Source organism: Streptomyces sp. NPDC002057 (assembly GCF_040296665.1).
Classification (GTDB): domain Bacteria; phylum Actinomycetota; class Actinomycetes; order Streptomycetales; family Streptomycetaceae; genus Streptomyces.
Window position 1 is genome coordinate 25,246 of record NZ_JBEOXR010000061.1, and the last position, 26,805, is coordinate 52,050.

The 26,805-nt window shown below is 73.6% G+C and carries 19 protein-coding genes and 2 riboswitches; of the genes, 12 read left to right on the forward strand and 7 right to left on the reverse strand.

Translation table 11 applies throughout. The features are described 5' to 3' along the window. Positions 1 to 302: 302 nt before the first annotated feature. The 8 genes from ABT129_RS32845 to ABT129_RS32880 all read left to right on the forward strand — a co-directional run bounded on the left by ABT129_RS32845 (position 303) and on the right by ABT129_RS32880 (position 9,910). Entirely contained in the window at positions 303 to 2,444 is a 2,142-nt protein-coding gene (locus ABT129_RS32845) for a hypothetical protein (protein ID WP_351908934.1), read from the forward strand. 83 nt (positions 2,445 to 2,527) lie between these two features. Further along, positions 2,528 to 4,039 carry a GT4 family glycosyltransferase PelF gene (gene pelF / locus ABT129_RS32850; RefSeq protein ID WP_351908936.1) on the forward strand — a complete coding sequence of 504 codons (1,512 nt, stop codon included), beginning with the start codon at positions 2,528 to 2,530 and terminating at the stop codon, positions 4,037 to 4,039. Beyond that, positions 4,036 to 5,469, forward strand: a complete 1,434-nt coding sequence (locus ABT129_RS32855; protein WP_351908938.1) for a hypothetical protein — start codon at positions 4,036 to 4,038, stop codon at positions 5,467 to 5,469. The genes pelF and ABT129_RS32855 overlap by 4 nt, the downstream gene beginning before the upstream one ends. A 149-nt stretch (positions 5,470 to 5,618) precedes the next feature. Next, a complete protein-coding gene (locus ABT129_RS32860) occupies positions 5,619 to 6,620 on the forward strand; it encodes a GDP-mannose 4,6-dehydratase (RefSeq protein ID WP_351908940.1) in 1,002 nt (333 codons plus the stop codon). A 31-nt stretch (positions 6,621 to 6,651) separates the two neighbouring features. Then, the gene (locus ABT129_RS32865; RefSeq protein ID WP_351908942.1) at positions 6,652 to 7,365 is read left to right on the forward strand and encodes a nucleotidyltransferase family protein; all 714 of its coding nucleotides are present in this window, start codon (positions 6,652 to 6,654) and stop codon (positions 7,363 to 7,365) included. A 6-nt stretch (positions 7,366 to 7,371) separates the two neighbouring features. Further along, complete coding sequence (locus tag ABT129_RS32870; protein WP_351908944.1) at positions 7,372 to 8,298, forward strand: NAD-dependent epimerase/dehydratase family protein; 927 nt, start codon at positions 7,372 to 7,374, stop codon at positions 8,296 to 8,298. Next, positions 8,295 to 8,957 carry a spherulation-specific family 4 protein gene (locus ABT129_RS32875; protein ID WP_351908946.1) on the forward strand — a complete coding sequence of 221 codons (663 nt, stop codon included), beginning with the start codon at positions 8,295 to 8,297 and terminating at the stop codon, positions 8,955 to 8,957. Before ABT129_RS32870 ends, ABT129_RS32875 begins: the two co-directional genes overlap by 4 nt. Continuing rightward, positions 8,954 to 9,910, forward strand: a complete 957-nt coding sequence (locus ABT129_RS32880; RefSeq protein ID WP_351908948.1) for an endo alpha-1,4 polygalactosaminidase — start codon at positions 8,954 to 8,956, stop codon at positions 9,908 to 9,910. Before ABT129_RS32875 ends, ABT129_RS32880 begins: the two co-directional genes overlap by 4 nt. A 1-nt stretch (position 9,911) precedes the next feature. On the opposite strand, the gene ligA is transcribed toward ABT129_RS32880, so the two are convergent. The 7 genes from ligA to ABT129_RS32915 all read right to left on the reverse strand — a co-directional run bounded on the left by ligA (position 9,912) and on the right by ABT129_RS32915 (position 19,528). Beyond that, entirely contained in the window at positions 9,912 to 11,990 is a 2,079-nt protein-coding gene (gene ligA, locus ABT129_RS32885; protein ID WP_351908950.1) for an NAD-dependent DNA ligase LigA, read from the reverse strand. A gap of 90 nt (positions 11,991 to 12,080) precedes the next feature. Further along, the gene (locus ABT129_RS32890) at positions 12,081 to 12,890 is read right to left on the reverse strand and encodes an enoyl-CoA hydratase (protein ID WP_351908952.1); all 810 of its coding nucleotides are present in this window, start codon (positions 12,888 to 12,890) and stop codon (positions 12,081 to 12,083) included. After that, positions 12,887 to 13,867: a 3-hydroxyisobutyrate dehydrogenase gene (gene mmsB / locus ABT129_RS32895; RefSeq protein ID WP_351908954.1), complete on the reverse strand. Its 981-nt coding sequence runs from the start codon at positions 13,865 to 13,867 to the stop codon at positions 12,887 to 12,889. Before mmsB ends, ABT129_RS32890 begins: the two co-directional genes overlap by 4 nt. Continuing rightward, positions 13,864 to 14,988, reverse strand: a complete 1,125-nt coding sequence (locus tag ABT129_RS32900; RefSeq protein ID WP_351908956.1) for an enoyl-CoA hydratase/isomerase family protein — start codon at positions 14,986 to 14,988, stop codon at positions 13,864 to 13,866. The genes mmsB and ABT129_RS32900 overlap by 4 nt, the downstream gene beginning before the upstream one ends. Next, on the reverse strand, positions 14,985 to 16,145 hold the full coding sequence (locus ABT129_RS32905) for an acyl-CoA dehydrogenase family protein (RefSeq protein ID WP_351908970.1): 1,161 nt from the start codon (positions 16,143 to 16,145) through the stop codon (positions 14,985 to 14,987). The genes ABT129_RS32900 and ABT129_RS32905 overlap by 4 nt, the downstream gene beginning before the upstream one ends. After that, the gene (locus ABT129_RS32910) at positions 16,142 to 17,641 is read right to left on the reverse strand and encodes a CoA-acylating methylmalonate-semialdehyde dehydrogenase (RefSeq protein ID WP_351908958.1); all 1,500 of its coding nucleotides are present in this window, start codon (positions 17,639 to 17,641) and stop codon (positions 16,142 to 16,144) included. The genes ABT129_RS32905 and ABT129_RS32910 overlap by 4 nt, the downstream gene beginning before the upstream one ends. A gap of 216 nt (positions 17,642 to 17,857) precedes the next feature. Further along, positions 17,858 to 18,033: riboswitch (cobalamin riboswitch) on the reverse strand. Between the two features lie 88 nt (positions 18,034 to 18,121). Next, positions 18,122 to 19,528, reverse strand: a complete 1,407-nt coding sequence (locus tag ABT129_RS32915; RefSeq protein WP_351908960.1) for a short-chain fatty acyl-CoA regulator family protein — start codon at positions 19,526 to 19,528, stop codon at positions 18,122 to 18,124. A 398-nt stretch (positions 19,529 to 19,926) separates the two neighbouring features. On the opposite strand from ABT129_RS32915, the gene aceA reads away from it, so the two are divergent. From aceA to metE, 4 genes are all read left to right on the forward strand, one after another. Next, entirely contained in the window at positions 19,927 to 21,216 is a 1,290-nt protein-coding gene (gene aceA, locus ABT129_RS32920; protein WP_351908962.1) for an isocitrate lyase, read from the forward strand. A gap of 110 nt (positions 21,217 to 21,326) precedes the next feature. Beyond that, positions 21,327 to 22,925: a malate synthase A gene (aceB, locus tag ABT129_RS32925; RefSeq protein WP_351908964.1), complete on the forward strand. Its 1,599-nt coding sequence runs from the start codon at positions 21,327 to 21,329 to the stop codon at positions 22,923 to 22,925. Next, positions 22,922 to 23,860 carry a 3-hydroxybutyryl-CoA dehydrogenase gene (locus tag ABT129_RS32930; RefSeq protein WP_351908966.1) on the forward strand — a complete coding sequence of 313 codons (939 nt, stop codon included), beginning with the start codon at positions 22,922 to 22,924 and terminating at the stop codon, positions 23,858 to 23,860. Before aceB ends, ABT129_RS32930 begins: the two co-directional genes overlap by 4 nt. 126 nt (positions 23,861 to 23,986) lie before the next feature. Then, a riboswitch (cobalamin riboswitch) is annotated at positions 23,987 to 24,212 on the forward strand. 165 nt (positions 24,213 to 24,377) lie between these two features. Continuing rightward, positions 24,378 to 26,696: a 5-methyltetrahydropteroyltriglutamate--homocysteine S-methyltransferase gene (metE, locus tag ABT129_RS32935; RefSeq protein ID WP_351908968.1), complete on the forward strand. Its 2,319-nt coding sequence runs from the start codon at positions 24,378 to 24,380 to the stop codon at positions 26,694 to 26,696. The last annotated feature ends 109 nt before the right edge of the window (positions 26,697 to 26,805 follow it).

Genomic DNA, 26,805 nt, shown 5'->3' on the forward strand with positions numbered 1-26,805 from the left:
GGTGGAGTTCGTCCGCCTCCCACCTGCGCCTGAGCCGTGTGACGCGTGGGGCCGGACGGTGACAGGGAGGAACCGGGAAGGGCCGTCGGGCCGATCACCGCGCCGGGCTCGCCGCCCCGCGCGCCCGCGTTTTTCCGTCACCTTTCGCAGCAGGACCACAGAAGCTCCACAGATACCCCACCATTTGACGCGACGGATGCGTGGACGACCGGCCTTCGAGGGGGATGCCGGCGTCGCACGAGGGGGTGCGTCCGCTCCTAGGAGCTGCGCTCACCCCTGCTCCGGGAGGGACACATCACCGCATGAAGCGGATATTCGGCACCACCCTGCTGACCACGGGGCTCACCACGGGCGCGCTCGTCGCCGCCCTCGTCCTGCCGGGCACGGCGGCCCAAGCCGAGGACGCGGCTCCCCGCGTCGATCTGCGGGTGCTCGTCGTGACCGACGGCGGCCCCGCCACCGATGCCATCGCGGCCGAACTGGACGCCGCGGGAACGCCGTACACGAAGGTCGACCTGACCCGCGCGGACCGTCCGGTGATCAACGCCGGCTACCTCGCGGACACCGTGGACGGCCGGAACCGGGCCAAGTTCCAGGCGGTCGTCCTGCCGAACGACAACCCGTTCCCCGCCAACTCCCCGGAGATGACGGCACTCGCGAACTACGAGCGGACCTACGACATCCCGCAGGTCGACGCCTACACCTACGCCCGCCCCGAGGCCGGACTGCAGTACCCGGTCTACGGCGGCTACTCCGGGAGCGTCGACGGAGCCCAGGCCCAGGTGACCGCGGCCGGCCGGTCGGGGCCCTTCGGCTACCTCGAAGGCGCCGTTCCGTTCGAGGACAACTCACCTACGGTGGGCGAGAGTTACGCCTACCTCTCGACCCCCGTGGCGGGTGCGGACTTCACCCCGTACGTCGACGCCGCGATACCCGGGACGACCAAGCGCGGGTCCCTGGTGGGCGAGTACCGCCACGACGGACGACGCGAACTGGTCGTCACCTTCGTCTACAACCAGTACCAGCAGCAGTTCCGCCTCCTCGCCCGGGGCATCGTCGCCTGGATGACCGGCGGGGTGCACCTCGGTGCCTCCCGGAACTACTTCGCCGTCCACGTCGACGACGTGTTCGCGGCGGACGACCGGTGGAACTCCACGCTCAACTGCACGCCCGGCGACGTGGACTGCACCGATCCCAACGCCACGCCCGACCCCATCCGGATGACGGCGGCGGACGTGGACCACGCCGTCGCCTGGCAGGACACGCGCGGCTTCACCCTCGACCTCGCCTACAACGCCGCCGGCAGCGTCGACTTCCGCGAGGACAACAACGGAGCCGACCCGCTCGCGGACCGGTTCGTCGCCGCGCGCGACGAGTTCCGCTGGATCAACCACACCTACACGCACGCCTTCCTCGGCTGCGAACAGGACACCAGCGTCGTGCCCTGGCGCTGCGCCACCCTCCCGAACGGCTCCGTCAAGTGGGTCTCCCGGCAGGCCGTCTCCGACGAGATCGCCCTCAACCGCGTGTGGGGACAGACCGCGGGACTGCCCCTGGCCAACGACGAGTTGGTCACCGGTGAGCACTCCGGGCTGCGCGTCCTGCCCCAGCAGTCCGTCGACAACCCCAACCTGGGTCCGGCCCTCGCCGACAACGGCATCGCCTGGCTGGCCTCCGACAACTCCCGCGAGCCCGGTCAGCGGCAGGTCGGTCCGGCCACGACGGTCCCCCGCTACCCGATGAACGTCTTCTACAACGCGGGGCGGGCGGCCGAACAGGTCGACGAGTACAACTGGATCTACACCAGCCGCGCCCAGGGCGGCAGCGGGATCTGCGAGGACAACCCGGCCACCACCACGTGCCTGCCCGCCCCGCTCGACCCGGCCACCGGCTACGCGAACCACATCGTGCCCCTGGAGCGGCAGATCGCCCTCGGCCACGTCCTCGCCAACGACCCCAAGCCCCACTTCATCCACCAGTCCAACCTGGCCGAGGACCGGATCGCCTACCCGGTCCTGGACGGTGTGCTCGACGGCTACGACGCGCTGTTCGCCGCGAACACCCCCGTGGTCAACCTGCGGATGAAGGACATCGGGCAGGAGCTCCGGCAGCGGGCCGCGTGGCGCGCCGCCGTCCAGGGCGGTCTCATCACGGCGTACCGCGTCGGCGGCACCGTGACCATCGAGGGCCCGAGCGGCCTGGCGGTTCCCGCGACCGCGCCCGCGGGCACGCTCCGGGCCGGCTCCGCCTTCGGCGAGGCCTACGCGGGCAAGCGGTCCGGCTGGACGTCCCTCACGGGCGCCCCGCTGACCCTCACGCTGCCCGCCGCCACCGTCGCCCCCTCCCCGGCCACCGGGAGCGGCGGCCCCGTGTCGGCCCCGGCGCCGGCGGCCCGTGTGCCCGAGGGCGTGGCCGATCCGGTCCCGCCCGGTTCGGACGGCTGACCCCGTACCGGCAACGAGGTCCCGGCCGCCCAGCGGCGGCCGGGACCGGCACCACCCCCACCACGGCCGCGGAGCACACATCGATGCACGTTCACCACGGCGCGCGGCGCCACGGCGCCCCGCGCGTCACCCTCCTGACCGAAGGCACCTACCCACACAGCCACGGTGGCGTGAGCGTCTGGTGCGACCAGCTCGTCACCGGCATGCCGGACATCGACTTCGACATCGTCGCCGTCACCGGCACCGGCCGGGAGCCGCTCGCCTGGGACCTGCCCGCGCATGTCTCCAGCGTCCTCTCCGTACCCATGTGGGGTGCCGCGCCGCCCGGCCACCCGCCTCGCGGCAGATCCGCGCGGCGGCTCGCGGACGCCTACGAGAAGTTCCTCACGGCGCTGCTCGACCCGGCGGCCGAGGGAGGCTTCGCCCCCGCCCTGCACGTCCTCGCCCGCGCCGCGGGGGACGGTCTGCTGGGCCCGTTCCTGCGCGGCGACACGGCGATCGCGGTCCTCACCGCCGTCTGGCGGCGGCCGGGACTCGCCGTACGGGAGGCGCGGCCGACCCTGCACGACGCGCTCACCGCGACGGCGCTGCTCGAACACGCCCTGCGTCCGCTGTCGGCGCCGCCGCCCGAGGACGGGGTCGCGCACGCCGTGAGCGGCGGGGTGGCGGTCCTGCCCGGGCTCGCGGCCCTCGAACGGCACGGCGTACCGCTGCTGTTGACCGAGCACGGGGTGTACCTGCGGGAGCGCTACCTCGGCTACCGCACCGCGCCCTACCGCTGGCCGGTCAAGGCGGTGGTCCTGGGCTTCTTCCGGCTCCTCGCGGAGGAGAGCTACCGCCGCGCGGCGCTGATCACGCCGGGCAACCGCTACAACCGGCTGTGGGAGGAGCAGGGCGGCGCCGATCCGGAGTCGATCCGCACGGTCTACAACGGCGTCGACCCCGCCGCCTTCCCGCACGCCGGACCCGAGCCGACCACCCTCACCCTCAGCTGGGCCGGGCGGGTGGACCCGATCAAGGACCTGGAAACACTGATACGTTCGTTCGCCCTGGTCAGGGACCAACTGCCCGATGTACGACTCCGCCTCTTCGGCGGCACGCCACGAGGCGGCGAGGCCTACCGGGAGCGCTGCGAGGCCCTCGCGGCCGAGCTCGGGATGGCCGGCGCGGTGACCTTCGAGGGGCGCGTCGACGACATCAAGGACGCCTACGCGGCCGGCAACGTCGTGATGCTGTCCAGCATCAGCGAGGGCTTCCCGTTCACCCTCATCGAGGCGATGTCGTGCGGGCGGGCGACCGTCTCCACCGATGTCGGGGGCGTGCGGGAGGCCGTCGGCGAAGCCGGGCTCGTGGTGCCGCCGCGCGATCCCTCCGCGATGGCCGGGGCCGCGCTCGCGCTCCTCGGGGACGCCGAGCGGCGCCGGTCGATGGGTGAGGCGGCCCGGCTGCGGGTGATCGAGCAGTTCACCCTCAGACAGACCATCGACACCTTCCGCGCCATCTACCACGAACTCGCCACGGGGGTACGGGAGCCGTCCGTCCGGATCGTCCTGCCCGCTCCGGCGGTCAGCGGCACGGGGAGCCTCGCCGGATGAGCGGGCCCATGTCCCTCGAACCCGGTGGGACGGAACAGGACACACTGGCGATCCGGCTGTCGGCACCGCGCCCCCGGCGCCGGCACCACGACGACCCCACGCTCGCGATCCGGCTGTCCGGCGGGCTCTTCTCCGGGCGGCGCGGGCGCAAGGGACCCGACGAGGAGGCGGTCAGCGCGCTCGCGGCCGAGCTCGCCGAGGGTGTCGGCCCCGCCGTCCACCCCTACGAGGTGGCCGCGCTCCTGGAGGCGGACGGCCTGTCCGCCGCCCTCATCAAGGAGCGGTACGGACACCCCGACCTGTTCTCCCTCGCGGCGGCGCTGTACGAGCGGGTGCCCCGGGCGTTCCCCGAACCGGCCGCACCCGCCGACCCGTGGCGGCCCGACACCGTGCGCTGCCTGCTGCGGGGGCTGTTGTTCGCGCTGCCGGCCCTCGCCTATCTGCTCACCGGCCCGCTGTGGCGGATCGACCGGCACGCCCCCGTCCTGATCGTGGCGGGCGTCGTCTCCTGGGCGTGGGGGCAGGCGCTCGGGCACCGGGCGCACCTGCGGCTCGTGACCGGCCGCCGGGAGGCGACGCGCACGCTGCTCGCCGGCTCCGCGCTCGGGGCCGCCCTGGCGACGGGGCTCGCCGCGATCCCCGCCGGAGGCGGTCCGGTCACCGCGGTGGCGGCGGCCCAGTCGCTCTACCTCGGGGCGGCGGGTGTCCTGCTGGTGCTGGGCCGGGAGCGACTGCTGCTGGCCGCGCTCAGCCCGCTGATCGCCGGTGCGGCGGTGCTGCCCTGGTGGGAGCCGGGCACCCTGCTGCGGCTCGCCCTGCCGCTGCTCGCGCTCTTCGGCACGCTCGCCGCGGCGGCACGGGCGCTGGGGGCCGGTTTCGCCGTACCGGCCGCCGCCGAGGGTCCGCGACCGCTCCTGCGGCTGTCCGTGCCGTACGGCCTGTTCGGGCTGGCGGCGGCGGTGCTGGTGATGCTGGAGGGCCGGCAGGACCCGTACGCGGTCATCGCTCTGACGCTGAGCATGGGACCGGCCGAGTGGCTGCTCTACCGCTACCGGGGCTGGTCGGTGGCGGCGCTGCGGGCCAGCGCGACGCCCAGGGCGTTCCTGCTCCGGTCGTCCGGCGTCCTCGCGCTCTGCCTGTCCGGATACCTCCTGCTCCTGCTGCCCGCCGCGCTCCTCACCGACTCGGACGCGGCCGGGCTGCTGCTCCTGGCGGCGGTGCTGTGGACGGCCCTCCTCCTCCAGGCGTTCGGCGTGGCCTGGCCGCCCGCCGCGATCTGCCTCACCGCGGCCGTCGCCGCCGGCGTCGTCGCCCGGCTCGCGCCGCCACCGGGCCCCGCCCTGCTGCTGCCCGCGGTCTGCGGCGCGGCCGCCGTCTGCCTCGCGGCCTGCGCCGTCACCGTCCTGGGCCGGCCGTCCCCGCACGTCTGACGGACCCGCCCCACGGCCCGGAGCACGGCCGTTCGCCGGCCCACCGCCGTGCCACTCCCGCACCACCACCGCACGTGCCCCACCGCACGCGCCCCACCACCCGCACGTCACACCACCCGCACGTCCCACCGACGAAAGGACCCAGAGAGTTGTCCTCCGCACCGCTCGCCGCCGTCACCGGAGCCGAAGGCTTCATCGGCTCGCACCTCACCGAGGCGCTCGTCGCCTCCGGCCACCGGGTCAGGGCCATGGCCCAGTACAACTCGTTCTCCTCCTACGGCTGGCTGGAGACCCTCTCCCCCGACGTCCTCGACCACGTGGAGATCGTGCTCGGCGACGTCCGCGACCCCGGCTCCGTGCGCGGCCTGCTCGACGGCGCCGACTGCGCCTACCACCTCGCCGCGCTCATCGCGATCCCGTACTCCTACCAGGCGCCCCACAGTTACGTGGACACCAACGTCACCGGCACCCTCAACGTCCTCGAAGCGGTCCGCGCGCTGGGGACGCCCCGGCTCGTGCACACCTCGACCAGCGAGACGTACGGCACCGCCCAGACCGTGCCGATCACCGAGGACCACCCCATCAACACCCAGTCCCCGTACGCCGCTTCGAAGGCCGGCGGCGACCGGCTAGCCGACAGCTACCACGCCAGCTTCGGCACCCCCGTGGTGACCCTGCGGCCGTTCAACACCTTCGGCCCCCGGCAGTCCATGCGGGCCGTCATCCCCACCGTCATCGGCCAGGTGGCGGCCGGGGAGCGCACCCTCACCCTCGGCGACCTGCGCCCCACCCGGGACTTCACCTTCGTCGAGGACACCGCGCAGGCCTTCCTCGCGGTGGGCACGGCACCGGCCGAGCAGGTCGTCGGCCGCACCTTCAACGCGGGGACGGGCGGGGAGATCTCCGTCGGCGACCTGGTCGCGCTGATCGGGAAGGTCATGGACGCCCCGCTCGACGTCCGTGAGGACCCCGACCGGCTGCGGCCCGCCAACTCCGAGGTCATGCGGCTCGTCGCCGACGCCTCGCGGCTGACCGCCGCCACCGGCTGGCGCCCGGGCCACTCCCTGGAGGAGGGCCTCGCGCGGACCGCCGAGTGGTTCGTCGACCCCGCCCATCTGGCCCGCTACAAGACCGGCATCTACAACATCTGACCCACCCGGCACGACCCGCAGGAGGTATGCCATGCACGCTGTGATCCTGGCCGGTGGAAAGGGCGTCCGGCTCCGGCCGTACACCACCGCTCTGCCCAAGCCCCTCGTCCCCATCGGCGACGAACACGCCATCCTGGAGATCGTGCTGCGCCAGCTGGCCACCGCCGGCTTCACCAGCTGCACCCTCGCCATAGGCCACCTCGGCGAGATCATCCGCGCCTACGTCGGCGACGGCTCCCAATGGGGCATGTCCATCGACTACGCCACCGAGGAGAGCCCGCTCGGCACCATGGGCCCGCTGCTCAACCTCCGCGACCGGCTGCCGGAGCACTTCCTCGTCATGAACGGCGACGTGCTCACCGACCTCGACTACGCCGACGTGCTGCGCCGGCACGAGGCCTCGGCGGCTCCGCTGACCATCGCCACCTACGCGCGCAAGGTGCACATCGACTTCGGGGTGCTGACCACCGACGCCAGCCGGGTGGTCGCCTTCACCGAGAAGCCGAGCATCGACTACCGGGTCTCCATGGGGGTCTACGGAGTCTCGCGGGCCACGCTCGACGCCTACACGCCCGGCCTTCCGCTCGGCTTCGACGAGCTGGTCCTCGACCTGCTCGCCGCCGAGACGCCGCCGCACGCCTACGCGTTCGACGGCTACTGGCTGGACATCGGCCGTCCCGACGACTACGACCGGGCCAACGCGGAGTTCACCAGCCGCAAGTCCCTCCTCCTCAAGGGAGCCTGAGCACCGATGCGGATCCTCGTCCTCGGCGCCGGCGGATACCTGGGCGGCCACGTCACCGAGCGGCTGCGCGCGGTGCCGGGCGCCCGGGTGCTCGTCGGCGGCCGTTCCCCGGCCGCCGACGTCACCGTCGACCTCGCCTCCGACCGCCCGTACGGCCTGGCCGAGGCCCTGGCGAAGGCCGCGCCCGACGCCGTCGTCAACTGCGCGGGCGCGACCGGCGGCGACGCCGTCACCCTCGCGGAGGTGAACGCGCGCGGACCGGCCGTGCTGTGCGCGGCGCTCCGCGAGGCCGCTCCCGCGGCCCGCCTCGTCCATCTGGGGTCGGCCGCGGAGTACGGCCCCGGCACGCCCGGTCTGCGGGTGACGGAGACGGAGGCGTGCCTGCCGGCCGGGCCGTACGGCGCGACCAAGCTGGCGGGCACGGTGGCGGTGACCGCGTCGGGCCTGGACGCGGTCGTGCTGAGGGTGGGGAACCCGGTGGGCGCCGGGGCGCCGCCCACCGGCCTCCCCGGCCGGGTCGCCGCGCTGCTCGCCGAGGCCGAGGGCGAGGCCGGGGCCCCGGGCGCACCGGCCGCCGAGCTGCGGCTCGGCGACCTGTCCGCGTACCGCGATTTCGTGGACGTACGGGACCTGGCACGGGCGGTGGAACTGGCGGCCGTCACGCCGGGGCCGCTGCCGCCCGTGCTCAACGTGGGCGGCGGCGAGGCGCTCCCGGTGCGGGAGTTGGTGCGGGGCCTTGCCGACGTGGCCGGGTTCCGGGGCCGGATCGTCGAGGCGGACGGGGGAGGTTCGGCGCGGTCCGCGCAGGTGTCGTGGCAGTGCTCCGACATCACCGCCGCCGGTCTCGCGCTCGGCTGGCGGCCGGCCCACTCCCTCGGCGCCTCCCTGGAGGCGCTGTGGGCGGCGCACCCCGTGCGGGTGGCGGCGCCGTGAGTCTGCTGATCCCGCTGTACGTCCATCCGGCGGAGGATCCGGACGCGTGGCGCCGGCTGATCGCCGGTGCCGCGCACACGTACGCCGTCGTGATCAACCCGGCGAGCGGTCCGGGCGACGCACCGGATCCCGCGTTCGCCGCCGCCGCCCGTTCGCTCCGGGCGGCGGGAGCCCGGCTGCTCGGCTACGTGGACACGGACTACGGTATGCGCGACGCGGAGCAGATCATCGCCGAGGCCCTCCGGCACCGGGAGTGGTACGCGGTGGACGGCTGCTTCCTCGACCGGACGACGGCGGGGCGGGACGGACTGCCGGAGTGCCGACGGCTCGTGCGCGCGCTGCGCAGGGCGGGGGCCTCCACCGTGGTCCTCAACCCGGGGGTGCATCCCGCCCCCGGGTACGCCCGGCTCGCCGATGTGACGGTCACCTTCGAAGGCCACTGGTCGACGTACGTGTCGACGTTCAGCCGCCCGTCGTGGACGACGCGGCTGGCACCGGAACGGCTCTGCCATCTGGTGTACGGGGTGCCGGAACCGCTCGTCCCGCTCGCCGTGCGCACCGCGCGCGAGCGGGGCGCCGAGGTGTGCGGGCCGGTCACGGGGGAGCCGCCCAACCCCTGGTCCGGGCTGACCCCGGCCCTCGCGGAGGCGGAGCGGTGAGCCGGCGCCGCTGGTCGCCGCCGGTGACCGCGCTGCTCCTGCTCTCCGTCCTCGCCGGCTGCTCCGGCGGCTCCGGGGGCCGGGCCGACGGGGCGGCGGACGGTCCGACCGGGGCCACGGCCGCGCCCTCGGCCGCGCCGCCCTCCTCCGGCCCGTCCCCGGGCGGCTCGCCCGGCACCGGTGCGAGTACCCCGGCCCGCCCGTCCACCGGCCCCGGGCCGTCCGCCACCCGTCCCTCCGGTACCCCGGTCCGCGCGCGGTGGCGGCCGCGCCCCGGTCTGGCCTGGCAGTGGCAGCTCGACGGGAAGGTCGACCCGTCCGTCGACGTGCCGGTGTACGACATCGACGGCTTCGAGAACAGCGCCGCCGACGTGGCCCGGCTGCACCGGGACGGCCGCAAGGTGATCTGCTACATCAACGTCGGGGCGTGGGAGGACTACCGCCCGGACCGGGACGCCTTCCCCCGCTCCCTGCTTGGCGGCCCCAACGGCTGGCACGGCGAGCGCTGGCTGGACATCCGCCGTCTCGACCTCCTCCGGCCCCTGATGGAGCGCCGTTTCGACATGTGCCGTGACAAGGGCTTCGACGCGGTGGAGCCGGACCTGATGGAGGGCTACAACAGCGACACCGGTTTCCCGCTGACGGCGGACGACCAGCTCCGATACAACCGCATGATCGCGGAGATCGCGCACGAACGGGGTCTCGCCGTGGGCCTCAAGAACGACCTCGCCCAGATCCCCCGGCTGGTGAAGCACTTCGACTTCGCGGTCAACGAGGAGTGCGCGCAGTTCGAGGAGTGCGCGCTGCTGACCCCCTTCGTCGCCGCGGGCAAGGCGGTCTTCCACGTGGAGTACGCCGAGCCCAAGGCCGCTTACTGCCCGCAGGCCCGTGCCCTGCGGCTGTCGTCGATGCGGAAGAACCTGGAGCTGGACGTCTGGCGCAGCCCCTGCTGACTCAGCCCGAGGCCAGCTGGTCGGCGACCAGTTCGGCGAAGGCCTCCGGGGTGAGGACCTCGACGCCGAGTTCGGCGGCCTTGACCGCCTTCGAGCTCGGCCTGCCGTTCGCGGACGGCGCCGCGACGAGGATCGACGTCCTCGCGTTGACGCTGCTGCCCGCGCGCCCGCCGGCCTTCTCGATGAGCGCGTTCATCTCGGAACGGCCGAAGCCGTCCAGGGGACCGGCCATCTTCCCGGTGACCACGACCACCTTGCCCTCCAGCGGTCCCCCGCCCGGGCCCGCCGACGCGGGCTCGGGCTCGGTCATGTTGACGCCCGCCTCGATCAGCTTGTCGATGACGGGGGCCAGCGCGGCGACCTGCTCGACGACGACCGGCGCCTTCTCCGGCCCGATCCCCTCCACGTCCTGCATGCCGGCCGCGTCCGCCCCGCGGATCGCGTCCATCGTGCCGAAGTGCCGTGCGATGCGACGGGACATGCTGCGCCCGGTGCCGAGCACGCCGAGGGCGCAGAAGACCCGGTTGAGGGGGCGGGTCCTGGCGGCCTCGATCTGTTCGGCGAGCTTGACGGCCCGCTTGGAGCTGCCGGAGGCGGCGGTGAGCTGTTCGATCGTCAGGGTGAAGAGGTCGGCGATGTCACGGACGTCTCCGGACTCGACCAGGGCCGCCACGTACGTCCTGCCGAGCCCGTCGATGTCGAGCATCTCGCGCCCGGCGGCGTACTCGATGAGCGCCGGGAGCGCGCACGCGGTGCCCTGCGCGCACCGCCACCGCTCCTGGGTGGCGTTGATCTCGCCGCCGCACCGCGGGCAGGCCTCCGGGAGCGGCACCGGTGTCGCGCCGGCCGGGCGGAGTCGTACGACGGCCGCCTGGACGCGCGGGATGATGTCCCCCGCCTTGTACACCGTCACGGTGTCGCCGAGGTGGAGGTCCCGGCGGCGGATGTCGGCCGGGTTGTGCAGGGTGGCCCGGGTGACGGTGGACCCGTCGATCTCCACCGGGGCGAGGAGGGCGGTGGGGGCCAGGACCCCGGTGCGGCCGACCTCCCACACGACGTCCTGGAGCACCGTCTGCCGTTCGACGGCGGGCAGCTTCACCGCGATGGCCCAGTGCGGGAAGCGGGTGCCGAACCCGGCCGCCTCCTGCTCGGCGGTCTCGTTCAGCTTGATGACCACGCCGTCGATGCCGACCGGCAGGTCGGCGCGCATCGCGGCGATCGCGTCGACCCGCGTCTGCGCCTCGGCGAGGTCGGGGACGACGAGGAGCCCGGCAGCGGAGGAGGCCGTCGTCCACACCCCGGCGGTGGCCACCGCCGCCAGCGCCTCGGCGTGCGTCGCGCCGGCGGGCAGGAACGGCACGCCGTCCAGCTCGACCACTCCGTACGCCCAGAACGTCATGCGGAGCCGGTAGGGGCGGTCCTTCGCCCTCAGCGTTCCCGCGGTGCCGTTGCGCGGGTTGACGAAGACCTGCGCGCCGTGGGCGGTGCGGACCTCGTTCGCCGTCTCGAACTGCTCCTGGGTGAACGCGACCTCGCCGCGGACCTCGACGGTGACGGGCGCGGCGAGCCGCTCGGGCAGGCCGTCGATCTGGCCGACGACGTGGCTGACGTCCTCGCCGTGGCTGCCGTCGCCGCGGGTGATGACCTGCACCAGGCGGCCGTCGCGGTACCGGGCGGCCACGGCCGCGCCGTCGATCTTCGGCTCGACGGAGTAGCCGCCGGCCGGGGCGCGGCCGAGACGGCGCTGGACGGAGGCGCCCCAGGCCACCAGCCCCTCGGCGTCGAAGACGTTGTCCAGGCTCAGCAGCCGGGTGGTGTGCGCGACGTCGCCGGCCGGGGCGGCGCCGTCGGCGACCAGGCCGGTGGGCGAGTCTGCCGGGACCTCGTCGGGGTTCTCGGTCTCCCAGGCCAGGACGGCCAGTCTGAGCCGGTCGTACGTGGTGTCGTCCATGGCGCTGTCGCCGTCCGCGTAGTACGACCGCGAGGCCTCGCGCAGGCGTTGCGACGCGGCCTCGTACGCGGTGCGGTCGGAGAGGACGGGCAGGCTGGACAGCGCCTCAACGGCGGGAGAAGTCGTCATGGGGTGATCCTCTCGCGAGGGTCTGACAACGGCTGTCGGGCCCGGCGGCCGCACCCCCGTCGGCGACGGGGGTGCGGCCGCCGGCCGGGGTCAGCGGTGGGTGAAGACCGGCGGGCGCTTCTCGGTGAAGGCCGCCATGCCCTCCTTCTGGTCGGCGGTGGCGAAGACGGCGTGGAAGAGGCGGCGCTCGAACCGGACCCCTTCGGTGAGGGTGGTCTCGAAGGCCCGGCCGACGGCCTCCTTCGCCATCATCGCGACCGGGGCGGACATGGCGGCCACCGTGTCGGCCACCGCCGACGCCTCGGTGAGCAGCTCGGCCGCGGGGACGATCCTGGAGACGAGCCCGGCCCGTTCGGCCTCCTCGGCGCCCATGGTGCGGCCGGTGAGGCACAGGTCCATCGCCTTGGCCTTGCCGATGGCCCGGGTGAGCCGCTGGGAGCCGCCGATGCCCGGGATCACCCCGAGCCTGATCTCGGGCTGGCCGAAGACGGCGGTGTCGGCGGCGAGGAGGATGTCGCACATCATGGCCAGTTCGCAGCCGCCGCCCAGGGCGTGTCCGGCGACGGCGGCGACGGTGGGGGTGCGTACCTGCGCGAACCGGTCCCACGCGGAGAACCAGTCGCTCAGGTACATGTCCAGGTAACCCTGCGGCTGCATCTCCTTGATGTCGGCGCCGGCGGCGAAGGCCCGGTCGGAGCCGGTGAGGACGATGCAGCCGGTGTCCGGGTCGCGGTCGAGGGCCTCGGCGGCGGCCACGACCTCTTCCATGACCTTCAGGTTCAGGGCGTTGAGGGCCTTGGGGCGGTTGAGGGTGATGAGCGCGGTGCGGCCCTTGCGCTCGACCAGGATGGTCTCGTACGGCTCGGTGGCCGGGTCGTACGGGCGGTTCGGCTCGCTCATGCGGGGGTTCCGTTCGGGTCGGGGGTTCCACTCGCGTCGGGAGTTCCGCTCGCGGGGGGCGCCGTGTTCGCGGTCGTGGCTCCGTGGCCGGAGCGGTCCCTGATCGCCTCGACGATGCCGGAGAAGTCCTGGTGGGCTCCGGGACCTTCGGCGTACGCCTCGTACAGGGCGGCGGCGCCGAGGCCGAGGGTGGCGTCGACGCCGCCCGCGCGGATGGCGTTGGCCGCGAGGCCGAGGTCCTTGGCCATGAGCGGGGCGGCGAAGCCGGGCCGGTAGGCGCGGTTGGCGGGGCTGGCCGGGACGGGGCCGGGGACGGGGCAGTTGACGCTGAGCGCCCAGCACTGGCCGGAGGCCGTGGAGGCCACGTCGTAGAGGGCCTGGTGGGAGAGGCCCAGGCTCTCGGCGAGGACGAACGCCTCGCTGACGGCGATCATGGAGACGCCGAGGATCATGTTGTTGCAGATCTTGGCGGCCTGTCCGGCGCCCGCGCCGCCGCAGTGCACGGCCTTCCCGCCCATGGCGAGGAGGAGTGGTTCGGCCTCGGCGAACTCGGGGCCGCCGCCCCCGGCCATGAAGGTGAGCGTGGCCGCCTCGGCGCCCACCACGCCTCCGGAGACGGGGGCGTCGAGGGCGCGGTGGCCCGCCTCGACGGCGGCGGCGTGGGCGGCGCGGGCGTCCTCGACGTCGATGGTGGAGCAGTCGACGAAGAGGGTTCCGGGTCCGGCCGCCGCGAGCAGTCCCTGCTCCCGGTAGAGCGCGAGGACGTGACGGCCGGCGGGCAGCATGGTGATCACCGTGTCCGCCTCGGCGACGGCCTCGGCGGCGGAGGCGGCCCGTTCGACACCGGCCGCCTCGGCCGAGACCATGAGTTCGTCCAGCAGGTCGTACCCGACGACCCGGTGCCCGGCCCTGACCAGGTTGGCGGCCATGGGGCCGCCCATGTGGCCGAGACCGACGAAGGCGACGACGCGGCTCACCAGGGCACCTCCGTGGGAGATTCGGCGGGGGACGGGGAGGGGACGAGACGGAGTTCGCGCTCGCCGAGCGGTGCGAAGAACGCGGCCACGTCCTCGTCGGTGACGCCGGCCGGCGTGGTGGGCGCCCAGCGCGGGTTCCGGTCCTTGTCGACGACCTGGGCGCGGATGCCCTCCGCGAGGTCGGGGTGGCGGAGCGCCGCGCAGGAGACGCGGTACTCCTGCTCCAGGACCCTTTCGAGCGGGCCCAGGGCGCGGGCCCGTCGCAGGGAGGTCAGGGTCACCTTGAGCGCCGTCGGGGACTTGGTCAGCAGGGTGGCGGCCGCCTCCTCGGCCTCGGGGGCTCCGTGGGCGAGGAGGCGGTCGACGATCTCCTCGACGGTGTCGGCGGCGTAGCAGGGGTCGATCCAGGACCGGTGGCCGGCGAGTTCGCCGGGCGGCGCCGGCCGGACGTGGCGGGCTAGCACGTCGCGGACGGGTGCGGCGGCGAGTTCGGCCCGCAGGGCGGGGAGCGCCTCGGCGGGTACGAAGTGGTCCGCGAGGCCGCAGAGTTGGGCGTCGGCCGCGCCGACGGGCAGACCGGTGAGGGCCAGGTGGGTGCCGAGTTCCCCGGGGGCGAGGCCGAGGAGGTAGGTGCCGCCGACGTCCGGGACGAAGCCGATTCCGGTCTCGGGCATCGCGACGCGGGAACGCTCGGTGACGAGGCGGACCGTGCCGTGGGCCGAGACGCCGACGCCACCGCCCATGACGATGCCGTCCATCAGGGCGACGTACGGGGTGCGCAGGCGGGCGATGCGGGCGTTGAGCCGGTACTCGTCCCGCCAGAAGTCCTCCGTCGCGGTGCCGCCGGTGACGGCGTCCTGGTGGATGGCGCGGATGTCGCCGCCGGCGCACAGGCCCCGCTCCCCCGCGCCGGTGAGGACGACGGTCTCGATCCCCGGGTCGCTCTCCCACGCGTCGAGGGCGTCGGCGATCGTGCGGACCATGGCGTGGGTGAGGGCGTTGAGCGCCTTGGGGCGGTTGAGAGTGAGGTACGCGGCGCGGCCCTCGGTGCGCAGCAGGACGGGGTCGTCGGGCGAGGAAGGCGACGAGGACGAGGAGGACGAGGGCGAGGAGGTCGTCATCGGACGGCCTCCGTCAGTCCCCTGGCCACGATGACACGCATGATCTCGTTGGTTCCTTCCAGGATCTGGTGGACCCGCAGGTCGCGGACGATCTTCTCGATGCCGTACTCGCTCAGGTAGCCGTAGCCGCCGTGCAGTTGGAGCGCGCGGTCGGCGACGGAGTAGCCGGTGTCGGTGGCGAAGCGTTTGGCCATCGCGCAGAGCCGGGGCGCGGCCGGGTCCGCCCGGTCGAGCGCCTGGGCGGCCTGGCGGACCAGTGCGCGGGCGGCGGCGAGTTCGGTGGCCATGTCGGCGAGCCGGAACTGGAGGGCCTGGGCGTCCAGCAGCCGGGCGCCGAACGCCTCGCGGTCGGCGAGGTGGGCGATGCTGCGGTCGAGGGCGCTCTGCGCGCCGCCGAGGGAGCAGGCGGCGATGCCGAGCCGGCCGCCGTTGAGCCCGCTCATGGCGATGCGGAACCCGTCGCCCTCGGCGCCGAGCCTGCGCTCCGCGGGGACGCGCACGCCGTCGAGGACGACCTGGCGGGTGGGCTGCGCGTTCCACCCCATCTTCTGTTCGTTCGGGCCGAAGGAGAGCCCGGGGTCGTCCCGTTCGACGACGAAGGCCGAGATGCCGGCTGCTCCGTCGCCGCCCGTGCGCGCCATGACGATGTACACGCCGGCGGCGCCTGCGCCGGAGATGAACTGCTTGACGCCGGTGAGCAGGTAGGAGTCGCCGTCGCGTACGGCCCGGGTGCGCAGGGCGGCGGCGTCGGAGCCCGCTCCCGGTTCGGTCAGGCAGTAGCTGCCCAGGGTCTCGGCGGCGCAGAGGCCGGGCAGCCAGCGGGCGCGCTGGTCGTCGTCGCCGTACCGGTCGATCATCCAGGCGACCATGTTGTGGATGGAGAGGTAGCCGGCGATGGAGGGGCAGCCGGTGGCGAGCACCTCGAAGACCAGGGCGCCGTCGGTGCGGGTCAGGCCGGAGCCGCCGTGCTCCTCCCGTACGTAGACGCCGGCGAGGCCGAGACCGGCGGCGCGGCGCAGGACGTCGACGGGGAAGTGCTTGTCGCGGTCCCAGGCGACGGAGTGGGGGGCGAGGTGTTCCTGGGCGAAGTCGAGGGTGACCTCGGCGAGGGCCAGCTCGTCCTTGGTGAGGTGCGTGGTCGTGGTCACGGCGCTCAGCCCATCGTCGGCATGGTGAAGCTCGCGCCCTCCTTGACCCCGGAGGGCCAGCGGGAGGTCACGGTCTTCGTGCGGGTGTAGAAGCGGATGGCGTCGGGACCGTGCTGGTTGAGGTCGCCGAATCCGGAGCGCTTCCAGCCGCCGAAGGTGTGGTAGGCGACGGGGACCGGGATGGGGACGTTGACGCCGACCATGCCGGTGTTCACCCGGCGGGTGAAGTCGCGGGCGGTGTCGCCGTCGCGGGTGAAGATCGCGACTCCGTTGCCGTACGGGTGCTCGCTCGGCAGCCGCAGGGCCTCCTCGTAGTCGGCGGCGCGCACCACGCAGAGGACGGGGCCGAAGATCTCCTCCTGGTAGACGCGCATGGCGGGGGTGACGCGGTCGAAGAGGGTGGCTCCGGCGAAGAAGCCGTTCTCGTGGCCGGGAAGCGTGAAGTCCCGCCCGTCGACGACGAGTTCGGCGCCCTCCTCGACGCCGGTGTCCACGTACCCGCGGACGCGGTCGAGGGCGTCGCGGCTGACCAGGGGGCCGAAGTCGGCGGCGGGGTCGTCGGAGCGGCCGATGCGGAGGGTGGCGATGCGGGCCTCGAGAGCGGCGACGAGCGCGTCGGCGGTCTCCTCCCCCACGGGCACGGCCACGGAGATCGCCATGCAGCGTTCGCCGGCGGAGCCGTATCCGGCGCCGATGAGGGCGTCGACGGCCTGGTCGAGGTCGGCGTCCGGCATGACGATCATGTGGTTCTTCGCGCCGCCGAAGCACTGGGCGCGCTTGCCGTGGGCGGCGGCGGTGGAGTAGACGTGCGCGGCGATCGGGGTGGATCCGACGAAGCCGAGGGCCTGGACGCGGGGGTCTTCGAGGAGGACGTCGACGGCTTCCCTGTCTCCGTTGACGACGTTGAGGACGCCGGGCGGCAGTCCGGCCTCCAGGAAGAGTTCGGCGAGCCTGAGCGGGACGGAGGGGTCGCGCTCGGAGGGCTTGAGGATGAAGGAGTTTCCACAGGCCAGGGCGGGTGCGGCCTTCCACAGCGGGATCATCGCGGGGAAGTTGAACGGGGTGATGCCGGCGACCACGCCGAGCGGGGCGCGCAGCGAGTGGACGTCGATGCCGGTGCCGGCGCTGTCGGTGAACTCGCCCTTGAGGAGGTGCGGGATCCCGGCGGCGAACTCGACCACCTCCAGGCCGCGTTGGAGGTCACCGTGGGCGTCGGAGACGGTCTTGCCGTGCTCGGCCGAGAGCAGGCGGGCGAGTTCCTCGCGCTCGCCCTCGACCAACTGGAGGAAACGCAGCAGGACTCGGGCGCGCCGCTGCGGGTTCCAGGCGGCCCACTCCAGCTGCGCGGTGGCGGCGTCGGCGATCGCGGCCCGTACCTCCTCGCGGTCGGCGAGGGGCACGCGCGCCTGGACGGCGCCGGTGTTCGGGTCGTACACGTCGGCGAAGTTCCCGGAGGTGCCGGGGGTGCGCTTGCCGCCGATGAAGTGGGTGAGTTCACGGACCATGGAAGCCTGCTCTCGTCAGGTGAGATCCGGGGATGGCACGGCGGAGCCGCGCGACGGCACCGGTCGGGTGCGGGCGCGGGGGACCGTCGTGGGACGCGTCAGCGGAGGGATCGCCGAAGGCCGGGGACGCCGCTGGGGGCGTCCGTGCTTCGCGCGTGATCACCTGGGTCGCGGGTACGGACCGGTGCCATGCGTGTCTGCTCCATCCTCGTGGACAACACGGAACAACCCGCGGCCGGTATCCTGACTCCCGGATCCCCGCACGCGCCTCGGCCTTCCCGGCGAATCCCTTCGCCCGTGGCCTGTCGTGAAAGCGCGCACTCCCCGGTCACAGTGGCGGGACCGTGCCGGATTCACACCGGCTTCCCTGCACCGCGGACCTTGTGGCAGGACGATATAGTTGGACGTCCTAGTAAGTCCACCCCCCACCCCGCGTCGGCCCCCTGGAACCGGGGCACTTGCGGGGGCGCTCCGCCGGGGTCAGCGCTGCGGGTCGTCGACGGGATAGGGCACGAACGTGCTGGTGTTCTGGTCGATCCTCAGCGGACGCCCGAGGGGCGGGGCCGCGCGCTGGGGGCAGTCGAGCCGTTCGCAGACGCGGCAGCCCATCCCGATCGGGGTGGCGGCGGCGACGCTGTCCAGGTCGAGGCCCTGGGAGTACACGAGCCGGTGGGCGTGCCGGATCTCGCAGCCGAGGCCGATGGCGAAGGTCTTGCCGGGCCTGCCCCAGCCGCCGCGGTGCCGGGTGACCGCGCGAGCCGTCCACAGGTAGCGCTGTCCGTCGGGCATCCGCACGACCTGGACGTGGATGCGTCCGGGCGCGGCGAACGACTCGTAGACGTTCCAGAGCGGGCAGGTGCCGCCGCCGCGCGAGAAGTGGAATCCGGTGGCGGACTGGCGCTTGGACATGTTGCCGGCGCGGTCGACGCGGACGAAGGAGAAGGGCACGCCGCGCAGGCGGGGCCGCTGCAGCGTGCTGAGCCGGTGGCAGACCGTCTCGTGGCCGAGTCCGAACCGGTCGGTCAGCCGCTCGATGTCGTACCGGACCTCCTCGGCCGCCGCGTGGAACGCGGTGTACGGCAGGATCAGGGCGGCGGCGAAGTAGTTGGCGATGCCGATGCGGGTCAGCCGGTGCGCGGGGCCGCCGGGCGGGAAGTCCTCGGCCGCCTGCCGGTCGAGGCCGTCCCCGTACTCCAGGAGGGCGAGCTGGGTGGCCATCCGGAAGGCCCGCTGGCCGGGGCGCAGGAGCGCCGACAGGTGGAGCGTGCGGGTGGACGCGTCGTAGTGGTGGAGGCGTTCGTCGCCCTCGGCCGACAGACGGACGCCGTGACGGTCGGCGAGCCGGGCCGTCAGGGTCCTGACGACGTCACCGGGCCGGATGCCGATCTCCGTCGCGAGGGCCTCGGCGGCGCGGTCGGTCTCGTCGAGGTAGTTCTGCCGGCGGTAGAAGAAGTCGCGGATCTCCTCGTGCGGGGAGCGCGGCAGCTCGGGGTCGGCGCCCCGGGGGTCCGCCGCGTCGGCGAGCCGTTCGGAGAGCTGGTGGTTGCGCCGGCCGAGCCCGACCAGGACCTGGGCGACGTCGGGCATCCGGGAGGCGAGGTCGGCCAGGTCGGAGGCGGAGACGCGGGCGGCGGCGAGCTCCCCGGCGAGCGCCTCCCGCAGGTCGGCGATGAGGCGGCTGGTGTCGCGCTCGGAGAAGAAGCCGGGGTCGACGCCGAAGGTCTCGGTCAGCCGGAGCAGCACGGGCACGGTGAGCGGTCGGGCGTCGTGCTCCATCTGGTTGAGGTAGCTCGGGGAGATCGCCAGGGAGCGGGCCAGTTCGGCCTGGCTCATCCGGCGCTCCTCGCGCAGCCGCCGCAGCCGCGCTCCCGCGTAGGTCTTGCTCACCCGCGTCCTCCCGCTCTCCCGGCGCCCGGGCCCTCGGTCCCGCGCCAGGTCAGCGTACGCGGGAAAGGCCCCTCCCCTCCCTTAACAAACTTGGCAAAAGAGAGCCGGAAGATTGGCGAAAGTTGGCAGACGTCCACGATTGATGACACCCAGTGCCAGTGCCAGAGTCTGAGTGCGGCCCGCCGGATCCGGTAGGTCCAGGCCGGACCCGGGGACCGATTCACGCCCTGATCTCGGCAACCCCGGCATGACGCGACCTGCAGCGGCGAGATTGCTCACCTCCGCTTGGTCCGGACACCGGCGGTCCGCACCCCCTATCGAGACACGCAGTGCCACACCCGCACGAGGAACCGTGCGGGCTTGGCAGACGCGGCAGATCCAAGGAGACGGTGACGGTCATGGCAGACGCGAGGACGCAGGCGGCCGAGGAGCTGGCACGGCGCTGGGCCACCGACCCGCGCTGGAAGGGCATCGAGCGCACCTACGGCGCCGAGGACGTGGTGCGTCTCTCGGGCAGCGTCCGTGAGGAGCACACCCTCGCCCGGCGCGGCGCCGAGCGGCTGTGGCGGCAGCTGCACGAGCGGGACTACATCCACGCCCTCGGCGCGCTGACCGGCGGCCAGGCCGTGCAGCAGGTCCGGGCCGGCCTCCAGGCCATCTACCTGTCGGGCTGGCAGGTCGCCGCCGACGCCAACCAGGCCGGGCACACGTACCCCGACCAGAGCCTCTACCCGGTCAACTCCGTTCCGCAGGTGGTCCGCCGGATCAACAACGCCCTGCTGCGCGCCGACCAGATCGCCACCGCCGAGGGCACCCCGGCTGACGAGGGCATCGACTGGCTGGCCCCGATCGTCGCCGACGCCGAGGCGGGGTTCGGCGGCCCGCTGAACGCCTTCGAGCTCACCAAGGCCATGATCGCGGCCGGTGCGGCCGGCATCCACTACGAGGACCAGCTCGCCTCGGAGAAGAAGTGCGGCCACCTCGGCGGCAAGGTCCTCGTGCCGACCGCCCAGCACATCCGCACCCTCAACGCGGCCCGGCTCGCCGCCGACATCGCCGACACCCCGACCCTGATCATCGCCCGTACGGACGCCCTCGCCGCGAACCTCATCACCAGCGACGTGGACGAGCGCGACGCGCGGTTCGTCACCGGCGAGCGCACCGCCGAGGGCTTCTACCGGGTGGAGAACGGGATGGCGCCGGTCATCGCCCGCGGCCTCGCCTACGCCCCGTACGCCGACCTCATCTGGGTGGAGACCGGCACCCCGGACCTGGCCCAGGCCCGCGAGTTCGCCGAGGCCATCCACGCCGAGCACCCGGACCAGATGCTGGCGTACAACTGCTCGCCGTCCTTCAACTGGAAGGCGGCCCTGGACGACGACCAGATCGCCAAGTTCCAGCGCGAGCTGGGCGCCATGGGCTACCGCTTCCAGTTCATCACCCTGGCCGGCTTCCACTCCCTCAACCACGGCATGTTCGACCTGGCCCGCGGCTACGCCGAGCACGGCATGACGGCGTACGTCGACCTCCAGGAGCGCGAGTTCGCCGCGCAGGCGCAGGGCTTCACCGCCGTCAGGCACCAGCGCGAGGTCGGCACCGGCTACTTCGACCTGGTCTCCACCGCCGTCAACCCGGCCTCCTCCACCACCGCCCTCGCCGGCTCCACGGAGGAGGAGCAGTTCCACTAGGCGACCCCTCCGGCGTCCGACCGGCGCCCGACCGGCTCGCGTCCCGGCCGAACGGGGGCGGGCGACCCGTCCCCGCCCGCCCCCGTTCCCCCAGCTCAGGAGGAGTACCGATGACCACCACCGCACTCACCCACGGCGTCCACGTCCTCGCGGCCCCCGGGGACCGCCACGACGAGATCCTCACGCCCGAAGCCCTGGACTTCGTGGCACGGCTGGCCGTCGCCTTCGGCGAGCGGCGGCAGTGGCTCCTGAAGGAGCGCCGCCGCCAGGCCATCCGCCTCGCCACCGGTTCGCCGCTCGACTTCCGGCTCACCACCTCGGCCGTGCGCGCCGACCCGTCCTGGCGGGTCGCCCCTCCCGCGCCCGGCCTGACCGACCGCCGGGTCGAGATCACCGGCCCGCCGGACCGCCGGATGGCCGTGAACGCCCTCAACTCCGGGGCCCGGGTCTGGATGGCGGACTTCGAGGACGCCACCGCGCCCACCTGGGACAACGTGATCGGCGGCCAGCTCACCCTGCTGGACGCCGTCGAACGGCGCATCGACTTCACGACCGCCGACGGCAAGGAGTACCGGCTCGCCGACCGCGACCGGCTCGCCACGATCGTCGTCCGGCCGCGCGGCTGGCACCTCGACGAGGAGCACCTGGAGGTCGACGGCCGCCCCGTGCCGGCCTCGCTCGTCGACTTCGGCCTGTACTTCTTCCACTGCGCCCGGCGGCAGATCGACGCCGGACACGGCCCGTACTTCTACCTCCCCAAGCTGGAGGGCCGGGACGAGGCGCGGCTCTGGAACGACGTCTTCCTCCTCGCCCAGGAACTCCTCGGCATCCCCCGGGGCACCGTCCGCGCCACCGTCCTGATCGAGACCATCACCGCCGCGTTCGAGATGGAGGAGATCCTCTACGAGCTCCGCGAGCACAGCTCCGGGCTCAACGCGGGCCGCTGGGACTACCTGTTCAGCCTGATCAAGACCTTCGGCCACCGGACCGACTTCCTGCTGCCCGACCGGGCGAAGGTGACGATGACCGCGCCGTTCCTGCGGGCGTACACCGAGCTCCTGGTGCGGACCTGCCACCGGCGCGGCGCCCACGCCATCGGCGGCATGGCCGCCCAGGTCCCGGGCCGGGACCCCGCCGCCCACGAGGCGGCCCTCGCCAAGGTCCGCCTGGACAAGGAACGGGAGGCCGAGGACGGCTTCGACGGTTCCTGGGTGGCCCACCCCGGACTCGTCCCGGTCTGCCGGAAGGTCTTCGACGGTGTGCTCGGCGACCGTCCCGACCAGATCCACCGGACCCGGGACGACGTGGAGGTCACGGCGGCGGACCTGCTGTCCGTGCGCCGGATCGGCGGGCCCCCGACCGAGGAGGGGGTGCGCACGAACATCGCGGTGGCCCTGCGCTACTTCGCCGCGTGGATGGGCGGCCAGGGCGCGGTCGCCCTCGACGGCCTCATGGAGGACGCGGCCACCGCCGAGATCGCCCGCGTCCAGGTCTGGCAGTGGCTGCGGCACCGCGTGATCCAGCGCGAGGACGTCCTGCGGACCCTGGACGACGAACTGGCCGCCCTGGGCGCCGCGTACCCGTGGGCGCCGCTCGACGAGGTGCGGGAGCTGTTCGAGCGGACCGCTCTCTCCGCCGAACTGCCGCTGTTCTTCACCCCCGAGGCGTACTCCCGCCACCTCGTGCGGACGACGGAGCCCCGGGCGTGAGCGGGGAGACCGGGCACGCGGGCGGCCCGCCCGAGGCCCGCCGGCCCGTCGGCATCCGGCGCGTCGGCGTCGTCGGCGGCGGCCAGATGGGCGCGGGCATCGCCGAGGTGTGCGCACGGGCCGGACTCGACACCCTGCTCTGCGAGGCCACCCGGCCGGCGGCCGCGGCGGCGCGCGACCGGATCGCCGACTCCCTCGAACGGGCCGTGCGACGGGGGAAGCTCGACCGGGTCGCGGGCGAGGGCGCGCTCGACCGGATCACGGTCACCGCCGACCTCGACGACCTGGCCGATCGGCAGTTGGTCGTCGAGGCGGTCACCGAGGACCCCGCCGTGAAGACGGAGGTGTTCACCGCGCTCGACAAGATCGTCACCGATCCGGCGGCGATCCTGGCCACCAACACCTCCTCCCTCCCCGTGATGCGCCTCGGCATGGCCACCGGCCGCGCCGACCGGGTCGTCGGAGTGCACTTCTTCAACCCGGTCCCGGTGCTGCCGCTCGTGGAGGTGGTCACGACCCTCCACACGGCGCCCGACGTGGAGCGCGACGTGACGGAGTTCGCCACCGCCGTCCTGGGCAAGACGGTCATCCGCTCCCGCGACCGGGCCGGCTTCGTCGTCAACGCCCTCCTGGTCCCCTACCTGCTGTCGGCGATCCGGATGACGGAGTCGGGCTTCGCCTCCGCCTCGGACGTCGACCACGGCATGGAACTCGGCTGCGCCCACCCGATGGGGCCGCTGAAGCTCGCGGACCTGATCGGACTCGACACGGTCGCGTCGATCGCCGAGTCGCTCTACGACGAGTTCAAGGAACCGCTGTACGCCCCGCCCCCGCTGCTCCTGCGGATGGTGGAGGCGGGACTCCTCGGCCGCAAGACGGGCCGCGGGTTCCACGGGTACGACCGGGTGAGAGGACCCGGACGGCAGCCGGTCTGAGGGGGCCGGCGGCGGCTGAGGGGCCGGGGACGGGTGGTGCCGTCCCCGGCCCACCGTCATGCCCGCGTGTCTCATGTCACCGTCCGAATGGTGGAATCACCGTGCTCGCGCGCGCGGCCGACGCCGTAGGGTGGCCGTGCAGCTGGTTCGCCCCGTCCGCCAGGCGGGAGGCGTCGTAAGAGGGAACCCGGTGGGAATCCGGGACTGCCCCGCAGCGGTGAGTGGGAACGACCGCCGTCATACGCACTGGGCCCGGGAAGGGTCTGGGAAGCGACGGCCAGTAGGAGCCCTCCGGTCACCTCCGGAGGACGTGCCCGCGAGTCCGAAGACCTGCCCGTTGCCCGCACGCGGACGATTCCGCGCGCGGACATTCCGGTGACCTCGAGGGCGGGTCGGCGCACATACCTGTCGGGCGAGCGCGCCGTTCCACGCGCACGCGCACCGACCGGTCGTCGCCCCTTCGCGCTCTCGTCCCGTCCCCGGGATCTCAGGGATTCATCTCGCGAAGGAGATCTCCGTGACCACGAAGTCCGCAGCCGCGGCAGCACGGGCCACTGTGTACGGCTACCCCCGCCAGGGGCAGGGCCGGGAACTCAAGAAGGCGATCGAGGGGTACTGGAAGGGCCGCGTCGACGCCGAGGCCCTCCGGGCCGCCGCCGCCGCACTGCGCGCCGAGAACTGGCGGCAGCTCGCCGACGCGGGCGTCCACGAGGTGCCCACCGGCGACTTCTCCCTCTACGACCACGTCCTCGACACCACCGTCATGGTCGGCGCGATCCCCGCCCGCCACCGGGAGGCCGTCGCGGCCGACGCGCTCGACGGCTACTTCGCGATGGCGCGCGGCACCCAGGACGTGGCGCCCCTGGAGATGACGAAGTGGTTCGACACCAACTACCACTACCTGGTCCCCGAGTTGGGGCCGGACACCGTGTTCACCGCCGACTCCGCCCAGCAGGTCGCCGGGCTGCGCGAAGCCCTCACCCTCGGCCTGACGGCCCGACCCGTCCTGCTGGGGCCCGTCACCTATCTGCTGCTCGCCAAGCCGGCCCCCGGCGTGGCCGCCGACTTCGATCCGCTGACCCTGCTCGACCGACTGCTGCCGGTGTACGCGGAGGTCCTCGCCGACCTGCGCGCGGCGGGCGCGGAGTGGGCTCAGCTGGACGAGCCGGCCCTGGTGCAGGACCGGACCCCGGCCGAACTGAACGCGGCCGAGCGGGCCTACCGCGACCTCGGCGCGCTCACCGACCGGCCCAAGCTGCTCGTCGCCTCCTACTTCGACCGGCTCGGCGACGCCCTCCCCGTACTCGCCAAGGCACCGGTCGAGGGGCTCGCCCTCGACTTCACCGGCCCCGCCGCCGGCCAGGTCGACGCGCTCGCCGCCGTCGGCGGCCTGCCGGGCAAGCGCCTGGTCGCCGGGGTGGTGGACGGCCGCAACATCTGGGTCAACGACCTGGAGAAGTCGCTCTCCACCCTCGGCACCCTCCTCGGGCTCGCCGACCGGGTGGACGTCGCCGCCTCCTGCTCCCTCCTCCACGTGCCGCTCGACGCGACCGCCGAGAAGGACGTCGACCCCCGGATCCTGCGCTGGCTGTCCTTCGCCCGGCAGAAGACCGCGGAGCTGGTGACCCTGGCCGAGGGGCTCTCCGGCGGCACCGAGGTCATCGCCGACGAGCTGTCGGCGAACCGCGCGGCCCTCGCCTCCCGGGCCGGCTCCCCGATCACCCGCGACCCCGCCGTACGCGCCCGCGCCGCCGCCGTCACCGACGCGGACGGACGCCGTTCGCAGCCGTACGCCGAGCGCGCGGCCGCCCAACGCGCCCATCTGAGGCTTCCGTTGCTGCCGACCACCACGATCGGCTCCTTCCCGCAGACCGCCGACCTGCGCGCGGCCCGGGCCGACCTGCGGGCCGGGCGGATCGACGCCGCCGGGTACGAGGAGCGCATCAGGTCCGAGATCCAGGAGGTGATCGGCTACCAGGAGAAGACGGGGATCGACGTCCTGGTGCACGGCGAGCCCGAACGCAACGACATGGTGCAGTACTTCGCCGAGCAGCTCACCGGCTACCTCGCCACCGAGCACGGCTGGGTCCAGTCCTACGGCACCCGCTACGTCCGGCCCCCGATCCTGGCCGGGGACATCTCCCGCCCCGAACCGATGACCGTCCGGTGGACGACGTACGCCCAGTCGCTGACCGGGAAGCCCGTCAAGGGCATGCTCACCGGGCCCGTCACCATGCTCGCCTGGTCCTTCGTCCGCGACGACCAGCCGCTCGGCGACACCGCGCGGCAGGTCGCGCTGGCCCTGCGGGACGAGGTGAACGACCTGGAGGCGGCGGGTACTTCGATCATCCAGGTCGATGAACCGGCGCTCCGGGAGACCCTGCCGCTGCGGGCCGCGGACCACCCGGAGTACCTGGCCTGGGCGACCGAGGCCTTCCGCCTCACCACCGGCGGGGTGCGGCCGGACACCCAGATCCACACCCACATGTGCTACGCCGAGTTCGGCGACATCGTCCAGGCCATCGACGACCTCGACGCCGACGTCATCAGCCTGGAGGCGGCCCGCTCCCACATGCAGGTCGCCCACGAGCTCGCCGCCCACGGCTACCCGCGCGAGGCCGGCCCCGGCGTCTGGGACATCCACTCCCCGCGCGTCCCGAGCACCGAGGAAGCCGCCTCGCTGCTGCGCACCGGACTGCGCGCGATCCCGGCCGAGCGGCTGTGGGTCAACCCCGACTGCGGTCTGAAGACCCGCGGCTGGACGGAGACCCGCGCCTCCCTGGAGAGCCTGGTCGCCGCCGCCCGCACGGTCCGCGCGGAGCTGCCCGCCTCCTGACGCGCCGGTGACCGGGCCGGTCGCGTGGCGAGCAGCCGGCTCCTCTTCTACAACGAGGAGCTGTTCGACAAGTCCGGGGCGGAACCGCCGAAGACCTGGACCGAGCTGG